The organism is Myroides odoratus, from assembly GCF_001549985.1.
In the GTDB taxonomy this organism is placed as follows: Bacteria; Bacteroidota; Bacteroidia; order Flavobacteriales; family Flavobacteriaceae; genus Flavobacterium; species Flavobacterium odoratum_A.
The window spans coordinates 15,651-31,198 of record NZ_LROZ01000015.1; the positions used below are offsets into that span (position 1 = coordinate 15,651).

At 29.2% G+C, this 15,548-nt stretch carries 13 protein-coding genes and 1 tRNA gene; 8 read left to right on the forward strand and 6 right to left on the reverse strand.

From position 1 onward, the window contains the following. Positions 1-2: 2 nt before the first annotated feature. From ribB to AWV75_RS13870, 3 genes are all read left to right on the forward strand, one after another. The gene (gene ribB / locus AWV75_RS13860) at positions 3-1,139 is read left to right on the forward strand and encodes a 3,4-dihydroxy-2-butanone-4-phosphate synthase (RefSeq protein WP_060874942.1); all 1,137 of its coding nucleotides are present in this window, start codon (positions 3-5) and stop codon (positions 1,137-1,139) included. 126 nt (positions 1,140-1,265) lie between these two features. Then, a tRNA-OTHER gene (locus tag AWV75_RS18770) sits at positions 1,266-1,401 on the forward strand. 273 nt (positions 1,402-1,674) lie between these two features. Further along, positions 1,675-2,994 carry a site-specific integrase gene (locus tag AWV75_RS13870; protein WP_060874944.1) on the forward strand — a complete coding sequence of 440 codons (1,320 nt, stop codon included), beginning with the start codon at positions 1,675-1,677 and terminating at the stop codon, positions 2,992-2,994. Between the two features lie 109 nt (positions 2,995-3,103). On the opposite strand, the gene AWV75_RS13875 is transcribed toward AWV75_RS13870, so the two are convergent. Further along, a complete protein-coding gene (locus AWV75_RS13875) occupies positions 3,104-3,358 on the reverse strand; it encodes a DNA-binding protein (protein ID WP_060874945.1) in 255 nt (84 codons plus the stop codon). Positions 3,359-3,553: 195 nt separating this feature from the next. Here AWV75_RS13875 and AWV75_RS13880 point away from each other — a divergent pair, with 195 nt between their 5' ends. Beyond that, positions 3,554-5,506, forward strand: coding sequence for a hypothetical protein (locus AWV75_RS13880; protein ID WP_060874946.1), 1,953 nt, complete (start codon positions 3,554-3,556; stop codon positions 5,504-5,506). A gap of 15 nt (positions 5,507-5,521) precedes the next feature. On the opposite strand, the gene AWV75_RS13885 is transcribed toward AWV75_RS13880, so the two are convergent. After that, complete coding sequence (locus AWV75_RS13885; RefSeq protein ID WP_060874947.1) at positions 5,522-7,117, reverse strand: hypothetical protein; 1,596 nt, start codon at positions 7,115-7,117, stop codon at positions 5,522-5,524. Positions 7,118-7,297: 180 nt separating this feature from the next. Between AWV75_RS13885 and AWV75_RS13890 the strand changes: the two genes are divergently transcribed. Continuing rightward, complete coding sequence (locus AWV75_RS13890) at positions 7,298-7,705, forward strand: helix-turn-helix domain-containing protein (RefSeq protein WP_060874948.1); 408 nt, start codon at positions 7,298-7,300, stop codon at positions 7,703-7,705. Positions 7,706-7,781: 76 nt separating this feature from the next. Here the strand turns inward: AWV75_RS13890 and AWV75_RS13895 are convergent, their stop codons facing one another. Then, the gene (locus AWV75_RS13895) at positions 7,782-8,312 is read right to left on the reverse strand and encodes a hypothetical protein (protein ID WP_060874949.1); all 531 of its coding nucleotides are present in this window, start codon (positions 8,310-8,312) and stop codon (positions 7,782-7,784) included. A 328-nt stretch (positions 8,313-8,640) separates the two neighbouring features. On the opposite strand from AWV75_RS13895, the gene AWV75_RS13900 reads away from it, so the two are divergent. Then, the gene (locus AWV75_RS13900) at positions 8,641-9,111 is read left to right on the forward strand and encodes a JAB domain-containing protein (protein WP_060874950.1); all 471 of its coding nucleotides are present in this window, start codon (positions 8,641-8,643) and stop codon (positions 9,109-9,111) included. Positions 9,112-9,189: 78 nt separating this feature from the next. Here the strand turns inward: AWV75_RS13900 and AWV75_RS13905 are convergent, their stop codons facing one another. Both AWV75_RS13905 and AWV75_RS13910 read right to left on the reverse strand, forming a co-directional pair. Beyond that, entirely contained in the window at positions 9,190-9,477 is a 288-nt protein-coding gene (locus AWV75_RS13905; RefSeq protein ID WP_060874951.1) for a DUF3408 domain-containing protein, read from the reverse strand. Further along, on the reverse strand, positions 9,477-9,911 hold the full coding sequence (locus AWV75_RS13910) for a DUF3408 domain-containing protein (protein WP_082711091.1): 435 nt from the start codon (positions 9,909-9,911) through the stop codon (positions 9,477-9,479). The genes AWV75_RS13905 and AWV75_RS13910 overlap by 1 nt, the downstream gene beginning before the upstream one ends. Before the next feature lie 713 nt (positions 9,912-10,624). Here AWV75_RS13910 and AWV75_RS13915 point away from each other — a divergent pair. Both AWV75_RS13915 and AWV75_RS13920 read left to right on the forward strand, forming a co-directional pair. Beyond that, entirely contained in the window at positions 10,625-12,109 is a 1,485-nt protein-coding gene (locus AWV75_RS13915) for a DNA/RNA helicase domain-containing protein (RefSeq protein ID WP_060874952.1), read from the forward strand. A gap of 95 nt (positions 12,110-12,204) precedes the next feature. After that, complete coding sequence (locus tag AWV75_RS13920) at positions 12,205-14,181, forward strand: NACHT domain-containing protein (protein WP_060874953.1); 1,977 nt, start codon at positions 12,205-12,207, stop codon at positions 14,179-14,181. Positions 14,182-14,868: 687 nt separating this feature from the next. Here AWV75_RS13920 and AWV75_RS13925 read toward each other — a convergent pair. Further along, positions 14,869-15,525, reverse strand: coding sequence for an HAD family hydrolase (locus tag AWV75_RS13925; protein ID WP_060874954.1), 657 nt, complete (start codon positions 15,523-15,525; stop codon positions 14,869-14,871). Between the last annotated feature and the right edge of the window lie 23 nt (positions 15,526-15,548).

Sequence of the window (15,548 nt, forward strand, 5' to 3'; positions counted from 1 at the left end):
TTATGTCAACGAATCATATTCAGTTAAATACGATAGAAGAAGCTATAGAAGATATTAGAGCAGGGAAAGTAATTATTGTCGTGGATGATGAAGATCGTGAGAATGAAGGGGATTTTATCGCTGCAGCGGAGATGGCAACACCAGAGATGATTAATTTCATGGCTACGCATGGACGTGGTTTGATTTGTGCGCCATTAAATGAAAAACGCTGTAAGGAATTAGACTTAAAACCAATGGTTCAAAATAATACGGTATTGCATCAAACCGCTTTTACAGTGTCTATCGATTTAATTGGTAATGGCTGTACAACGGGAATTTCAGTGCAAGACCGTGCTAAAACTATTTTGTCTTTGGTAGATGATACAACAAAGCCGGAAGATTTAGGACGTCCGGGGCACATTTTCCCTTTGATAGCAAAACAAGGTGGGGTTTTACGTCGTACAGGGCATACAGAAGCAGCAGTAGATTTAGCGCGCTTAGCGGGATTTAAATCGGCGGGAATCTTAGTTGAAATCTTAAATGAAGACGGAACGATGGCTCGTTTACCTCAATTGATGGAAGTAGCGAAGAAATGGGATTTAAAAATTATTTCAATTGAAGCTTTGGTGGCTTATCGTATGAAGCACGATAGCTTAATTGACAAGAAAGAAGATTTTGAAATCGAGACGCGTTTCGGTAAGTTTAGATTACGTGCTTATCAACAAATTACAAATAAACAAATCCATATTGCTTTAACAAGAGGAACGTGGAATGAAAGTGAAGCGGTTTTAACGCGTATTAATTCTATGATTGGAAGTAATGATATTCTAGATGCATTGAGTGGAAAATTGGATGTGCGTATTGAATCAGCATTTGCTAAAATCAACGAAGAAGGGAAAGGAGCTATCTTATTCATCAATCAAGATGCACAAAATATTAGTTTGTTACGTCGATTGAGTTTTATTAAGGATCAATTGAATGGGAAATTAGATATGGAAACCCCAAAATTACCAGGAGATGAAAAGGATTTTGGTATTGGAGCTCAAATTTTACATGATTTAGGAATTACCAATATTCGTTTAATGACGAACTCTGAGCCAGAAAAACGTGTAGGAATGATCGGGTATGGTTTAGAAATTACAGATTACGTTACGTATTAACTAACGATATAGTAAGTAGTTGGAAGTATAGTGTGATTTTTTATTTAAAAAATGAATTTTCTTTTTTGCATAATTAAAAAAACGCACTATATTTGCACTCGCAATACAGAAGTAAAGCAGACTACTGGAGAAATGGCAGAGTGGTCGATTGCGGCAGTCTTGAAAACTGTTGACTGTAACAGGTCCGGGGGTTCGAATCNTGCGGCAGTCTTGAAAACTGTTGACTGTAACAGGTCCGGGGGTTCGAATCCCTCTTTCTCCGCTGATTTATAAAAGATAACTTTTTCAAAAGTCATCAAAAAAGCACAAAACCTATGATTCTCAATGAATTATAGGTTTTTTCTTTTTTAGGGGTATCGCATTCTGTTCAAAAGTGCACCTAAAAAGATTCGGGATTCGGTGCACAAAAAAACATCTAAGCAATGTGCACCTTTCAACTGAGCAAACCTAGACGCCAAAGGGTGCCAGAGAGTTTTAAACTGTGTTTTTGGAACGTTTTAATTCGACATTTATTAATATTTAAAACAGTTGAATTATGTTAGAAAAACAGTTATCAATTAATTTCTTTCTCAAACCGAGTAGAGAGAAAAGTGATTTAAGAGGTGTTTACCTTAGAATCACGGTAGATGGTATTCGCAAAGAGACTTCTCTAAGTCATAAATGGGATATCAACCGATGGAACCAAAAAGCAGGTCGTGCTAATGGTGCGAAAGAAGATGCTAAAACTCTAAACTACATCTTAGATACAATCGTATCTAAGATTACCAAGTACAAATTAGAACTTTTAAGTAATGAAGAGCCTATTACTGCCTCTGTGCTTATGGATTATATCCAAGGTAAAGGAACAAGTAAAGCTAAAGTTTTAGAAGAATTCCAAAAGCACAACGATGAAATCTTTAGACTTGTACCTAAAGAGTATGCTATTGGAACACATGAAAGGTATGTTACAGCAAGATCACATGTAGCTGAATATATTCGTTATGTATATGGTAAAGAAGATATAGAGTTTAGAGAACTCAATTATGAGTTTGTACTTGGTTATGAGCATTATTTAAAGACCGTTAGAGCGTGTTCTAATAACACAGCTATAAAGTATATCTCAAACTTCAAGAAAATTGTTTTACGAGCAGTTGCTAAGGGAATTATTGCTTCTAATCCATTTGTACAATACAAACCTAAAAAGACTAAACTCAACAAAAAACCATTAAGCAAAGAAGAATTATCTATTTTAGAAAACAAAGAGTTTACCAATGAACGATTAGCAACTGTAAGAGATGTATTTGTTTTTCAGTGTTATACTGGTCTTGCCTATATTGATGTATTTCAACTAAAGAAAAGTGATATTACAAAAGATGAAGAAGGTAATCTGTGGATTAGAATTAACAGACAAAAGACAGATGCTAATATTACTATACCATTACTTCCAAAAGCTATTGAGATAATGGAAAAACATAAAGATCATCCTGATTGCATTGGAAAAGACGTAGTGCTTCCTGTTCGCTCTAATCAAAAGATGAATGAGTATTTAAAAGAGATTGCTTCACTTTGTGAAATAAGTGAACTAAACACACACAAAGCAAGAAGAACTTTTGGAAGTACTGTAACTCTTGGTAATGGTGTACCTATTCATGTAGTAAAAGAAATGTTAGGGCATCACTCTGTTAAGCAGACAGAGGAATACGCTCTAACAGAAGAAGAGTCTATCAAAACCGAAATGCAGAAATTAAAAGGTAAGCTTGAAATAAAAGCAAATAAACATGCTGATAGTTACACAGACTTAATTGAGAGTTTAAAAAATCTAAATCCTGATAAATTAGCTCAGCTAACTACTTTTATTAATCAGTTAAATGGATAATAAAACTCCCTTGGATTCTCTACATTTTATAATAATTCAACTGTCATATTTGTAGCACAGAATTCGAGGGAGTCAATTTTCAACCTTTTTAATGAGTAGAAGTTAGCTTCTACTCATTAAAAAGGTTCATAATATCTTTGCGGTTGTAGTAATACGAACCAAGTATTTTGCGACACTGCAATTTACCACTGATGCGTAGTGTTTGTAGTGAAGCTGGCGAGATACTGAGTAATTGCCTTGCTACTTTTGCCTTTACCCAATCAAGAGAATTCTCTTTGTTTTGCTTAGCTAGGATTTCTTTTAGCTCTCCAATGATTGTTTGTGCAAACAATCTTAAATCTTCTTTTGTGATTTGATTTTCCATGATAGTTGTTTTTTAGGTTAAACAACTAAGGTAAAGTAGTTGCCAAAAGGTTTATATCCTTTTGAACATTGATGTACTCTTTGGCTATAATAAATAAATTATTCAACTGTAATAAGAGCTTTGATTTAAAAGTAATATTCTATTTTAAATACTATCTTTATAAGATATAGACCACTTATAATAAAGCTATTCATAATGCGTAGAATTATTTTTTTCTCTAAAGACGATTTGGCGTCGTATTCAATGTTAAATCAAATAGATGAATTCTTCAAAAATAAATCTTATCAATCATCAGTAACAACGATTAATGATTTACTCGAAAAACAACATATCATACTTTATATGGACAACGATTTTGTTCATGATACGTGGACTAATGAAGAAATAATTGATTATAAGAAACTAACTAAAACTTTCAAAGAAGAAATTAGTTTGTATTTTCGATCATTAACTACAGAAAAAATATCAGCTTTCTACAATAAAATAAGATTCGATTATTATTCAACATTCTGGCTTCTACTAAATAAAACTGGGGTTTACAAAATGTTTTCAAATGAGGATTTAACTGAGTTATTAAAAAACAATAGAACATCATTGAGAGATGTCTTATATTGTAAGAACATTGTTACTCATTTTGATTCAGAAATTAGTTCACATATCATACAGAACTCCAAAAATGCAGAAATTTTGTTAGATTACTACGAAGCACATCATGATAGAGTTCCAAAAGAAATGTTTTTTCCTAAATCATTAACATTAGATAAACGAGAAGCAATTATATGTAATTATCTGGATAATGAAGATGCAAATTTAAACTATGTAAGATTAATCAAGTCAAGTAAAGATTCGGATCATCTTAAATTCTCTGATAAGATTAAATTTAAAGCAAAAAGAATTTCAAAAAAACTTAATGACGATATTCGCGATAGTGATTACTCAATCAATATACGAAAAGGTGTTTCATTATCAGAAGATCAGGAAGAGATAAAGAAAGTAATATTTAAAAATAACGTAAAGATTATTTCTTATAGTAAAAAGAGACTGTTAGAAAATAGTGATAAAATTATTCTATTTAAGAATTTTAAAACGGTTTTTGAATTGCTAGATAAGCAAGGAGGTATAAATTTATTAGCTAGGAAGCGTGAAATTGATACGTTTGAATCTACTATAGGTATCAATTCTAAAAATGATTACTTTTTATCTCATTCATTTTATGAAAAAAGAATGAACTCTTTATTATCATTTGAAGTTTACAAAATAGCACTTGATACAATAAATATTAGTTTTGAAAATTTGATAGAAAATTACGTAAACAACTACTTAAACCAAACATTTAATATCAATTACTTTAAGTTACATCTTCCTAGTTCAACATCAACTTATCTTGAAAAAATTAGGTTAATAGTACCTGAATTTGAATCAATTCTTGAACAATATAAATTGTATGTAGAAGACGATATTGTAGATTATGAACTCTTACAAGTAAGTACTAAAACCTCAAAGTTTAATACAATACCATCAATACTTGAAAATAAGTATATTTATCCAAAAGGAGAAGAATACAATAAACTTATTCATACTTTCTTTAGTACGAATAGTTATTTGTTTAATTATGAAAAGCATAAGGATAAATATCAAAGTTTATTTCATCTATTAGTAGACCCAAATTATGCGTTGACTAGGGATGATTTTAATACTACTCAAAATGAATACTTACAACACTTTTTTGATTCAAATTACATTCGAGAATCGAAGAAAGGTAATATAGAAATTATTGATTTAGAGTTTTTTTATATTCTTTTTCTTTTTAGTACTTATGACGTCATAAGTTATTGGCACTTACCTATAAGTATTAGAAAAAAGATAGTCTTATTAGACACAAAAGGAATGGTGAAATTTTCGAATAAGTTGCTGACAACAGCAGAGCAAGAATATTTTGATTTTTATTTAAACAATCGTTTCAGTAATGGTTTGTGGTTAAGGAATAAATATGTTCATGCAACGAATAGCCATGATGAAGAAATTCAAAAGGATGATTATCGCACACTCCTTGTACTTATGGTACTTTTGATTTTAAAAATTGAAGATGATTTAAGTCTTGCATGTAAGATATTAAAAGAAAACACATTAAATGTAATGGATAAATAAAAAACAAGAGAGGAGTTAGACCTCTCTTGTGCTTGTAATTATTTTTAATTCAGCTTGTAATTGAGTAATTAGTTCTAATAGTACTTCTGTTTTTTCTGTATCAAAATTAATAAGTCGTTGATGTAGGACTCTATAGTAATCTAATAAAGAAAAAAACTTGGTACCGAATTTATCAAATAAGTATTGATACTTAATTAAGTCAGTATTCACATTTACACAAAGCAACCATAAAGAATAGCTAGATAAGTAATTAGGTAAGTATGATAAATGAGCTAATATATATGTCCTACAAAATGACATAAAATAAAGTGATAGTAGATAAGGAATACTTTGCTTGCATTCTTGGTTCTTTTTTAGTTTCTGTAGTTTTTTGAGTAGTTCTTTAGCAGTATTATTAGTAACAGAATTATAGTAATATAGATCAGTATATAAGGATTCGTGAGGGACTAACCAATGTAGTGATGCATTATGTTGACTAGATGAATAAATCTTGTTCTCATTTTTTATGATGTCAGCAAAGAAATCTTGTGAGCAGTATAATTCTGTTTGAATCCATATTTTAGTATGAGCTATAATAACAAAGTTCGTTTGCTTATTAAACTTATCTTGTAAACTTGATTCCAAATTCTTAATCTGTTCATTTGCAAACTTATCACCTATGATAAGAAGATAGTAAATAGTTTGGCTACCAAGAATTAACATTTGGTACAGATAAATTTCTTCTATACGCTGATTTTGATTTAAGCATCTTTCAATGATGATATCATTAAAAGTATCTTGCTTATTTAGTTCTAAATTTACCTCTGTAGTCGTAGGAATGGATGTTGGGTGTTTGATTAAACGTTTTAAAGACTTAAAGCGGTCTTGAACAAAATTATGAAGAGTGTTTTCAACATTATTAAAAGCCTCAAAGCACTCATGGTAATAAACTTCTCTATCCTCTTCGATTGCTTCTTTTACTCTGCCTATTAAAGCGATAAGGTAATATTCCTCTTCATTTCTTTTAAGAAATAAACTTTCAATCTCTGGATTAAACTTGCTGATTGCTTTTATTCGTTGGTGCAGATTATTGATTGGGCTGATATGCCCTACATATAGTTCTTCTAAATATTGTAAGTGTAATTCTAATATACGCTCGTATAGGAGAAATACACTTGAAATAGCGTCTAAAGACTTATACTTATTAAGTTCAGAACTCAAAAGATCATAATCTTGAAAATATCTCTCTTTATAAATATTGTACTGATTATTAAATTCTTTGAAACTTCTTGTAGCGAGTTTAGTAAAATCAATTTCTTCTTGCAGATAAATTAGATGCTCTTCTTGGTAGATAAGCTCTATTAGTGGATAACCATGTTTAAACTTGTATTTCAAAGAGTCATAATCAAATAACAATACTATGATACCGTAGTTCTTAAATAGTTTTTTAATTCCTTTGCGATTGGCAATAATGTCAATATCACTTCTATTATTTAGGTGTATAAGTAAATAGGAAGTCATCTCTATATTATTACTACAATAGTAAATTTCTAGTACAGAAGGAAACTTTGCAATAATCTCTTTAAGCTGATTACTTAAAAAGTCGTTGATAGATAAAATAGTTGTTTTCATAATTATTGAGTTTTTTTGATTTGATTAAAATTCAATAGAACTCATAGAGTAAACTATTCTACTTATGAAGTATAATATTCTCATTATGGGATATTTTACAAGATATTTTTATAACTTTACCTTTCAATCTTTTTAAATCATTGGCTTTATCTTTGAGCCTTCTTAACTCAGCTATTAATTATGGAACATAAAATACATCAAGGAAGAAATGTAAAGCGTTTTAGAGAAATGCTTGGAATCAAACAAGAAGTTCTTGCTTTTGATTTAGGGGAAGATTGGAATCAAAAAAAGATATCTGTTTTGGAACAGAAAGAGGTAATTGATAATTCACTACTACAACAAATATCAAAGGTGCTTAAAATACCAGTGGAAGCAATTGAGAACTTTGATGAACAACAAGCTATTAATATTATTTCAAGTACATTTAATGATACTCAGGGATTGATAAATTATAATCCTGTATTTAATAATAACACAATTGATAAAATAGTTCAGCTTCACGAAGAAAAAATAGCTTTGTATGAGCGTATGCTCAAAGAGAAAGAAGAAATGATGGCTCGTTTAGAGAAATTGATTCAAACTAAGTAGATATAAGTTTCTATATATAGTAGAAAAAAGGTAGAATTACTATGGATGGTATTCTACCTTTTTTTGCTTATTCAGATTATTCATCCCTCTGATATAATAACCAGCATGCCTCTATCAATCTATTTATACTAATAAAAGAGGTATTAACTTCTATTGATGGTGGTTCTATAAAGTCTCCAAGTGCAAACTGTGTTATTTCAAATAAATCAGTTTCTAACTTAACTACAGATTGTTTTTCAAAAACATTCTCTAATGCTAAATAAGGGTTTAAATACTCATCTTGTGAAAGTGAGCCCAAAAATGTCATTAATTTGGATACTTCTGATTTGTCTATTGGATTTATCGAATAATATTTTTTTGAGTTGCTTACTATCTTATAACTGCAACGTACAGTCGAACGTAGTAAAGAATAGATCAAAAAAACTATATGAGGGGTTTTCTGTAGATAAATTTCACTTTTATGAGTATGATTCATTAATTCTGATAGATGCAATTTTAACTCAGGAGGGTGAACTACATCAAATAAGCAGTACAACATATAATAAGGATTCTTGATTGGTTCTCCATACCACATATGGGCTTCTAAAGAAAATTTTACTTTTTTCATAATTCTTGTCTTTTATGGTTTGTTTAAAAGTATCATGCTCTATATCAGTAAACTATTCACTTTAAAAGATAAATTATCTTCTATAAAAGTATTGCTACTTTAAAAAGATAAGACTCATTAAAACATAGAAAATCAGAACTAAAAGAAAAGAATTATTAGATTTTATTTTTATTAATAATTGCACAAAGTTAGGCAATGCCTAGCGGTTCGCTAACAAGAAATTCCCCCATAAATGCTTGACTAAAGTCTTCGCTTTATTGCGTTGCTTCTTGTGCTCGCTAAGCCATTACCAATTGTGGCTCCATAATTAATTTAAAAATTTAATAGTATGGAAACTACAGTTTTAAACACAGAATGGCTTATCGCATCAGAAGTAGAATTGATTTACAAATCAAAAGTGAAGGCTTCACAGAGACCTCAAATTACATCTTCTTACAGTGCATATCAAATAGCATTAAAAGCTTGGGATAGTAACAAGATCGAATTATTAGAACAGTTTAAAGTACTTATGCTTTCAAACAACAATAAAGTACTTGGAGTATTAGAAGTTTCCTCAGGAGGGATAACAGGTACAATAGTAGATTTAAGAATCATTTTCTCCGCTCTTTTAAAAGCACATGCTACAGCATTCTTGATTGTACATAATCATCCGTCAGGAAAATTAGCTCCAAGTGATGCTGATAGGCAAATTACAAGAAAGATTAAAGAAGCAAGCAAAATACTTGATATTACGCTTTTAGATCATTTAATTATAACAGCAGAGAGTTACTACTCTTTTGCAGATGAAGGCACCTTATAGGGTGCCTTTGTTATTTTAAGATGTAAAACTGTAAAAGCACCTTTACAGTTTTACATTTTTATTGTTTTATTGAAATACTTAAAAGATAGGTTTGTTCTTTTCATTAAAGCTTGTGGTTATCTCTTGTTCGAATTCGTTAAAGTGATGCTCTAATAGATTGTTTATATAAGTATAGACAGATACCTTATTTTCGCCTATTACTTGGACTATACGGTTTAACTTCTTATGGAAGTCAGGTCGAATATAGACCGTTTTACCATCTTTTGCTTTAGTAGATACTTCTTTTAAAAAAGTATCTACATAATTCTCTATACTCTTAGTCGTTTGTACTTGAGCTGATTCTCTTAATTGATTAAGTTTTTCCATTATAAAATAGGTTTGAATTTGTCATTAAAATATTGGGTAATTTCAGAGTTATACTGCTGTAGATGTTGCTTTAAGATATTGTCTAAATAAGAGTAAAGCGTTGTTTTTTCTTCTTTAGCTAGTTGGGTTATACGAAGTAATACTTCGTGATACTCAGGTCGGATATAAACAACCTTCCCTGCTCTTGATGAAGGAAATTCATTAATTAGAAAAAGCTCTTGGTATTTAGTAGTTGCTATTTCTTTCTTTGGCTTCTTCTCTTTGACTTTTGTTACTTCTTCTTGGATTAGAGGTTCTTCTTTTTCTTCTACGATTGGCTTAGCTTGTTCTACAGACTTTACTTCTATATCACCACTCATGATATTCATTAAGTAGTCTTCATCGACTAACTCCTTTTGACTGTCTTTTTTTGATGGTTGTTTTGCTGTTTCCATATTATACATTTTTAAAGGTTTACATTTTACATTATGGATAGTTGCAAGTTTTAGCTTGTTAGAAACATTATACTAATACGTTTTTACACCAAGATCATTTTAAAACAGCTTTAAGGCACTATTTCAAAGACAATTGCAAAACTTACTTTACTATCTTACAGCAAAGAAAGTATATATACAGTTTGAAAACTTTAAATGGAATTTTAAGGTTGTACTTGGCACTTTAGTGTCAAATAGTGAGTAATTTCTTAATATGAAATCACTATAGATTTTACTTTGTAAAATTGATAGATTTAGTAATCGAAAGATTACAGCAAGTTATGTTTTGAGGCACTCGAAATTGAGATTCTCGCTTTTCAAAACGACTTGCTCTTGCAGAGGGCTGGAAAACTACTCCGAAGTCGTCAGTTTTGGGTTTAAAATAGTAGATAGACTCAAAATATTGAGGGGTTTACGGATTTCAGTAATAGAATTAACAAAAATTTTAATATGTTTGATTTGATTATTTAGCTATCCATATTTTAAAAAGATATTTTTTATTTGGATAGTTTCGATAACTGTAATAGACTAGCTTTTTGACTATTTAATTTACAGTAAACTAAGTATATTAACAGCATGCTATCTGAAATATAGATGTAGTTTTATGAAACTATGCTCCATTTTATTTCGTAAAAAAAATTATTTAAAAGTTATGTCAAAAGTATCTGCTAAAAATGAAAGAAATTAATCTATTATCAATATTAAGTGCTTATAAAAATTTAGATAAGGAAGCATTCGAATCTTTTTTGTTATATCACAACATCAAAATCAAAGTTAGTGAAATTAAAGATTTACATAAGCTTGTACAAAATTTCACTTCAATTAGTAAGAATACAAAATTATTAGATAAGTATTTTATTGGATATTCAATACCTCAAATTGGAAAGGAATTTGATTTATTAAGAATAGATAACGAAACAATAGTTAATATTGAATTAAAAAGAAGTAGTACTGAAGATAAAATAAAAACTCAATTACTGCGAAATCTTTATTATTTAAGTTTTTTAAAGAAAAAGATATCTTGTTATACATATGTTTCAGATGACGATAAACTATATACTCTTGATAATACTAACAATTTAGAAGAGGTAAACTTTAGGCAGTTAATCAGTGAACTGGTATCACAAGATGTTTTAAAAATAAAAAATATTAACAGTTATTTCAACCCATCTAATTACTTAGTTTCACCATTTAACTCCACATCTGAATTTACAAAAGGAAAATATTTTTTAACTTTACAACAAGAAGAGATTAAAAATATTGTACTTGCTGAATTAATTAAACCAAGTTATTCTATATTATCTATCAAAGGAAATGCTGGTACAGGAAAAACTCTTTTGACTTATGATGTTGCAAAAGAAGTTTTAAACAAAAAAGAAGTCATATTAATCCACTGTGGTATTCTAAATAATGGACACTATCAGCTAAGAAATGATTATGGATGGACAATAATATCTGCAAAAAATATCGTACATCAAGACTATTCTAAATATCATCTAATTATTGTGGACGAAGCTCAAAGAATTCGTCCTACTCAATTGAATTTCTTAATTGAAAAAATAAAGAAAACTACTAATAATATCATTTTTTCATACGACGCACAACAAACACTAAGAAAGCAAGAAATAGTTTATAATGCTGTCGAAAAAATTGAAAATAGTACTACAATTCTACCTTTTGAGTTGACTACTAAAATTAGGACTAATAAAGAAGTAGCATCATTTATTCAATGCCTTTTAAGTAAAAAGAGAGCTTTAGTAAAACATAATTATGAGAATATTGAAATATTTTATTTTGATAATTATGATGATGCTAAAAATTATCAAATTCAACTTAGAACTGAGGGTTGGAAAGTAATAAACTATACTCCATCAACAGTTGATGTTTTGCCATATGAACAGCATAATTTAGAAGACGAGTTAGATAACGCTCATACTGTAATTGGTCAAGAGTTTGATAGTGTTGTAGCTGTAATAGATAGCCATTTTTACTATAAAAGTGGTTATTTGTCAACCAGAAATTATAATAAATATCCTTACTATCATCCTACGAAAATGCTATTCCAAATAGTTTCTAGGACAAGAATAAAACTAGGAATAGTAATAATTAATAATCAGGAAGTATTAAATAGATGTATGGAAATTTTAAATCAAAAATAAAATAATTTTCACATAACTTAACATTCGCTCAATTCAAACCTGTACTTTGCCAAACCAAGTACCGTTAGCTATAACTTTACAAAAAAATTTCACACATGAATTTAGAAACCATCAATACTATATCTTCTATAGCAGCTCCTTTTTCTACAATAATCATCGATACTTTTCTAAAACCAAAAATTGAAGATTTCAAAAAAAAATATGATAAAAAATCCAAAATAATTGATCATTTCTTTGACAATACTTTTAAAGATTATCTCAATGATTGTTATGATAAATACTCTACACTTAATACTGTTGCATTTAAAAGGAATAAAATACTCCTAAAGAATGTTTATATTCCATTAACTATTAAAAGTTATGATAATTCTAAAAGATTTAGATTAGATGAAATTACGGATGAGATATTCATAAGCAATAAAATACTTATTACTGATTCCGCTGGAATGGGAAAGTCAACGATTTCGAAGAAGCTTGTTCTTTCTATTATAGAAAACAATTATGGAATTCCCATTTTAATAGAATTAAGGAGGTTAAATAAAAACAAAGATATTGTTCAAGAAATAATTGAACAGTTAGCACCAATTAATGAAGAAGTTGACAAACAATTAGTTTTAGATTTAATAAAACGAGGAGATTTCATATTTTTCTTAGATGGGTATGATGAAATACTTTTATCAGAAAAACAGCATGTGACGAATGAAATTCAAAATTTTATTGAAAAATCTAATAGGAATAAATTTGTACTTACTTCAAGACCAGAAGAAGCAATTTCTTCTTTTGGTAATTTTGATAAATTTAGCATTGTAAGTCTTGATCAAGATGAGGCATTTGAATTAATTAGAAAATATGGAAACAATAATGATGTAGCAGAATTATTAATTACTAAAATTAGTGAACCGGAAATATTCGAGAATATTCAAGAATATCTGAATTCACCACTTCTTGTTTCACTATTATATGCTGCATTTGAATACAAGCAAAAAGTGCCCTTTGAAAAACATAATTTTTACCGACAAGTATTTGATTCTTTATATGAAAGTCATGATTTATCTAAAGGTGATTCCTTTGAAAGAGAAAAACATACAAAACTTACTTTAGATGAGTTCCATAAAGTTCTAAGAGTTTTAGCATTCAATTGTTTAAAAAAAGACAATAAAATTGAGTTTAATAAAGATGAATTTATCAAAATCATAGAAGCTACTAAGGATAAATGTCCTGATTTCAATTTTAGTGTTTCTGACTTAATGAAAGACTTAGTGGTAACAGTTCCAATTTTTTCACAAGATGGGTTATATTATAGATGGTCACATAAATCTTTGCAAGAGTATTTCGCAGCCCAATTCGTTTATTGTGATGCAAAAGAGAATCAAAAAATACTTCTTGAACATATCGCATTTCATGATAATAACTCAACATTTTACAATGTATTAGATTTGTATTCAAGTATAGATTCAGAGTTTTTTAATAATACTGTTGTTTATAAGCTGTTGAAAGATTATTTTCAATTCTTGAATAATTCTTTTTTGAACATTCCTGATAATGAAGATAGATTGTTTAGAATTCAAATTATGTTTACACATTATATTTATTTAATTAGACATAAATTTGGAGAAAGAGAGAGTGGTACTATCCTTTTTAAAATTATTAAAAAGTATAATCCTAAACACATATCCATGTCTATAGGTTTAAATGTGGGATTAGAAAAAAACTTGTCATATATAAAGATTCCTGAGATTACAAATAAGTATTTTGTATTACTAAAACTACTCTATTCAAAAAAATATGACTTTGTTGAAATTAAAGATTATGGAATATCAAAATTAAAGAGAGAATCCGTCGAAATCAAAATTGATTTGAAAGATGATATAATTTATCCTTTAAATAAGAGAAAGAATTCAACTTTTAACAATTCCATAAACTTTGAAAAGGTAAATACTCTGATTAAAATGTTTCTTTGTAGAAAAAATGAGAATGTATTAATCATAAATAAAGAAAAAGCTACTGATTTTATACAAAAAATTGAGACATTTAACAAAAATAAAAAGAGAAATAATTTATTAGATTTCTAAAATACCGTATTTATGAAATACACATTTTAGAGATAAATTAAAATAACTCTCTTTTATCATTAAGCAGTATATTTGACATAGAATCAAACGATTTCAATCATAGTTTAAAACTTTCCAAATAAGGTGCTCACCACAATTCAAAAAAGTGAACATCCCTATTTATAAAGCATACGAAGTAAAAGAGGCTAACCCTCTTTCTCCGCAAAGAAAACCGATAACGAAAGTTATCGGTTTTTTTATTTTGTGAAAGTGATGGAGAGTTTTACTCTCAGCATCACGTTTACAAAATAAAAAAAGTACAATACCGAGTGTAGCGAGGTATTGGTTTTCTTTGTGTTTATTTACCTTGTTTGGGATATGCAATCCCTTTATGGGAGATGGGAAATGAGAGAAGGGAAATGGGTTAAATTTTCTAAATAAAAAAAGCACAATGCCGAGTATATCGAGGTATTGGTTTTCTTTGTGTTTATTTCCCTTGTTTGGGATATGTAATTCCTTTATTGGAGATGGGAAATGAGAGAAGGGAAATGGGATAAATTTTCTAAATAAAAAAAAGCATACTACCGAGTGTAACGAGGTATTGGTTTTCTTTGTGTTTATTTCCCTTGTTTGAGATCTGTAATCCCTTTTCGGTTAAGGAATGTGAGCTATGAGTGATGTGAAAAATAAGTTTTAAAAATCTGACTTTTACAATGCTGATAGTTGAAAATGCTCGAAATCTGGGTAATGTTTTTTCATTCCCTTATTTTTTAGTGTATCTATATTAGCTTGACCTATGCCTACAAAATCAATCGCAAGGTTGTGAGCGGTTATTAAATCCCAAAGCCCGTCACCGAATGAAATAATACGATCAAAGTGTTCTGTTTTATAGTATGCTTTGGACTTTTCAATGGCTTTATTTACAATTTGCTCTCGTTCTTCTAGCTCATTTGAAGCCACTACTTGAATCGACTTAAAATTGATCCCAATTCGCTCAAGTTTTAATACGGCTGGCTTGTACAACGATCCTGTTGCAAAACAAACACCAAAATCAGTATTTGTTTCTAACTCCTCGACTATTTTCTTGGCTCCTTTAATTTCTTCTATCTTATGTTGTACAATTTCTTTATATAAGTATTCTTCAAATTCTTCGATTATTGTTTTATCACAGTTTTGATGGAAGGTAGACTCATATATTGTCTTAACAATGTGGGAGTCTGTATGGTGTTTAAAAGTTCCAAAAGAGTTAGAAAATTCTGGAATACCAATAGATTGTAGTGATTTTCTAAATGCATTTTGGTGTATTTCCACTGTATCGGTTAACGTACCGTCAATATCAAATACAATAAGATTCTTTTTTGCCATATTTTTTGTTGTTCGTAGGTGTC

Coding starts and splice junctions, on each gene's coding strand:
- ribB (WP_060874942.1), top strand. CDS start 3: ATGTCAACGAATCATATTCAGTTAAATACGATAGAAGAAGCTATAGAA.
- AWV75_RS13870 (WP_060874944.1), top strand. CDS start 1,675: ATGTTAGAAAAACAGTTATCAATTAATTTCTTTCTCAAACCGAGTAGA.
- AWV75_RS13875 (WP_060874945.1), bottom strand. CDS start 3,358: ATGGAAAATCAAATCACAAAAGAAGATTTAAGATTGTTTGCACAAACA.
- AWV75_RS13880 (WP_060874946.1), top strand. CDS start 3,554: ATGCGTAGAATTATTTTTTTCTCTAAAGACGATTTGGCGTCGTATTCA.
- AWV75_RS13885 (WP_060874947.1), bottom strand. CDS start 7,117: ATGAAAACAACTATTTTATCTATCAACGACTTTTTAAGTAATCAGCTT.
- AWV75_RS13890 (WP_060874948.1), top strand. CDS start 7,298: ATGGAACATAAAATACATCAAGGAAGAAATGTAAAGCGTTTTAGAGAA.
- AWV75_RS13895 (WP_060874949.1), bottom strand. CDS start 8,312: ATGAAAAAAGTAAAATTTTCTTTAGAAGCCCATATGTGGTATGGAGAA.
- AWV75_RS13900 (WP_060874950.1), top strand. CDS start 8,641: ATGGAAACTACAGTTTTAAACACAGAATGGCTTATCGCATCAGAAGTA.
- AWV75_RS13905 (WP_060874951.1), bottom strand. CDS start 9,477: ATGGAAAAACTTAATCAATTAAGAGAATCAGCTCAAGTACAAACGACT.
- AWV75_RS13910 (WP_082711091.1), bottom strand. CDS start 9,911: ATGGAAACAGCAAAACAACCATCAAAAAAAGACAGTCAAAAGGAGTTA.
- AWV75_RS13915 (WP_060874952.1), top strand. CDS start 10,625: ATGAAAGAAATTAATCTATTATCAATATTAAGTGCTTATAAAAATTTA.
- AWV75_RS13920 (WP_060874953.1), top strand. CDS start 12,205: ATGAATTTAGAAACCATCAATACTATATCTTCTATAGCAGCTCCTTTT.
- AWV75_RS13925 (WP_060874954.1), bottom strand. CDS start 15,525: ATGGCAAAAAAGAATCTTATTGTATTTGATATTGACGGTACGTTAACC.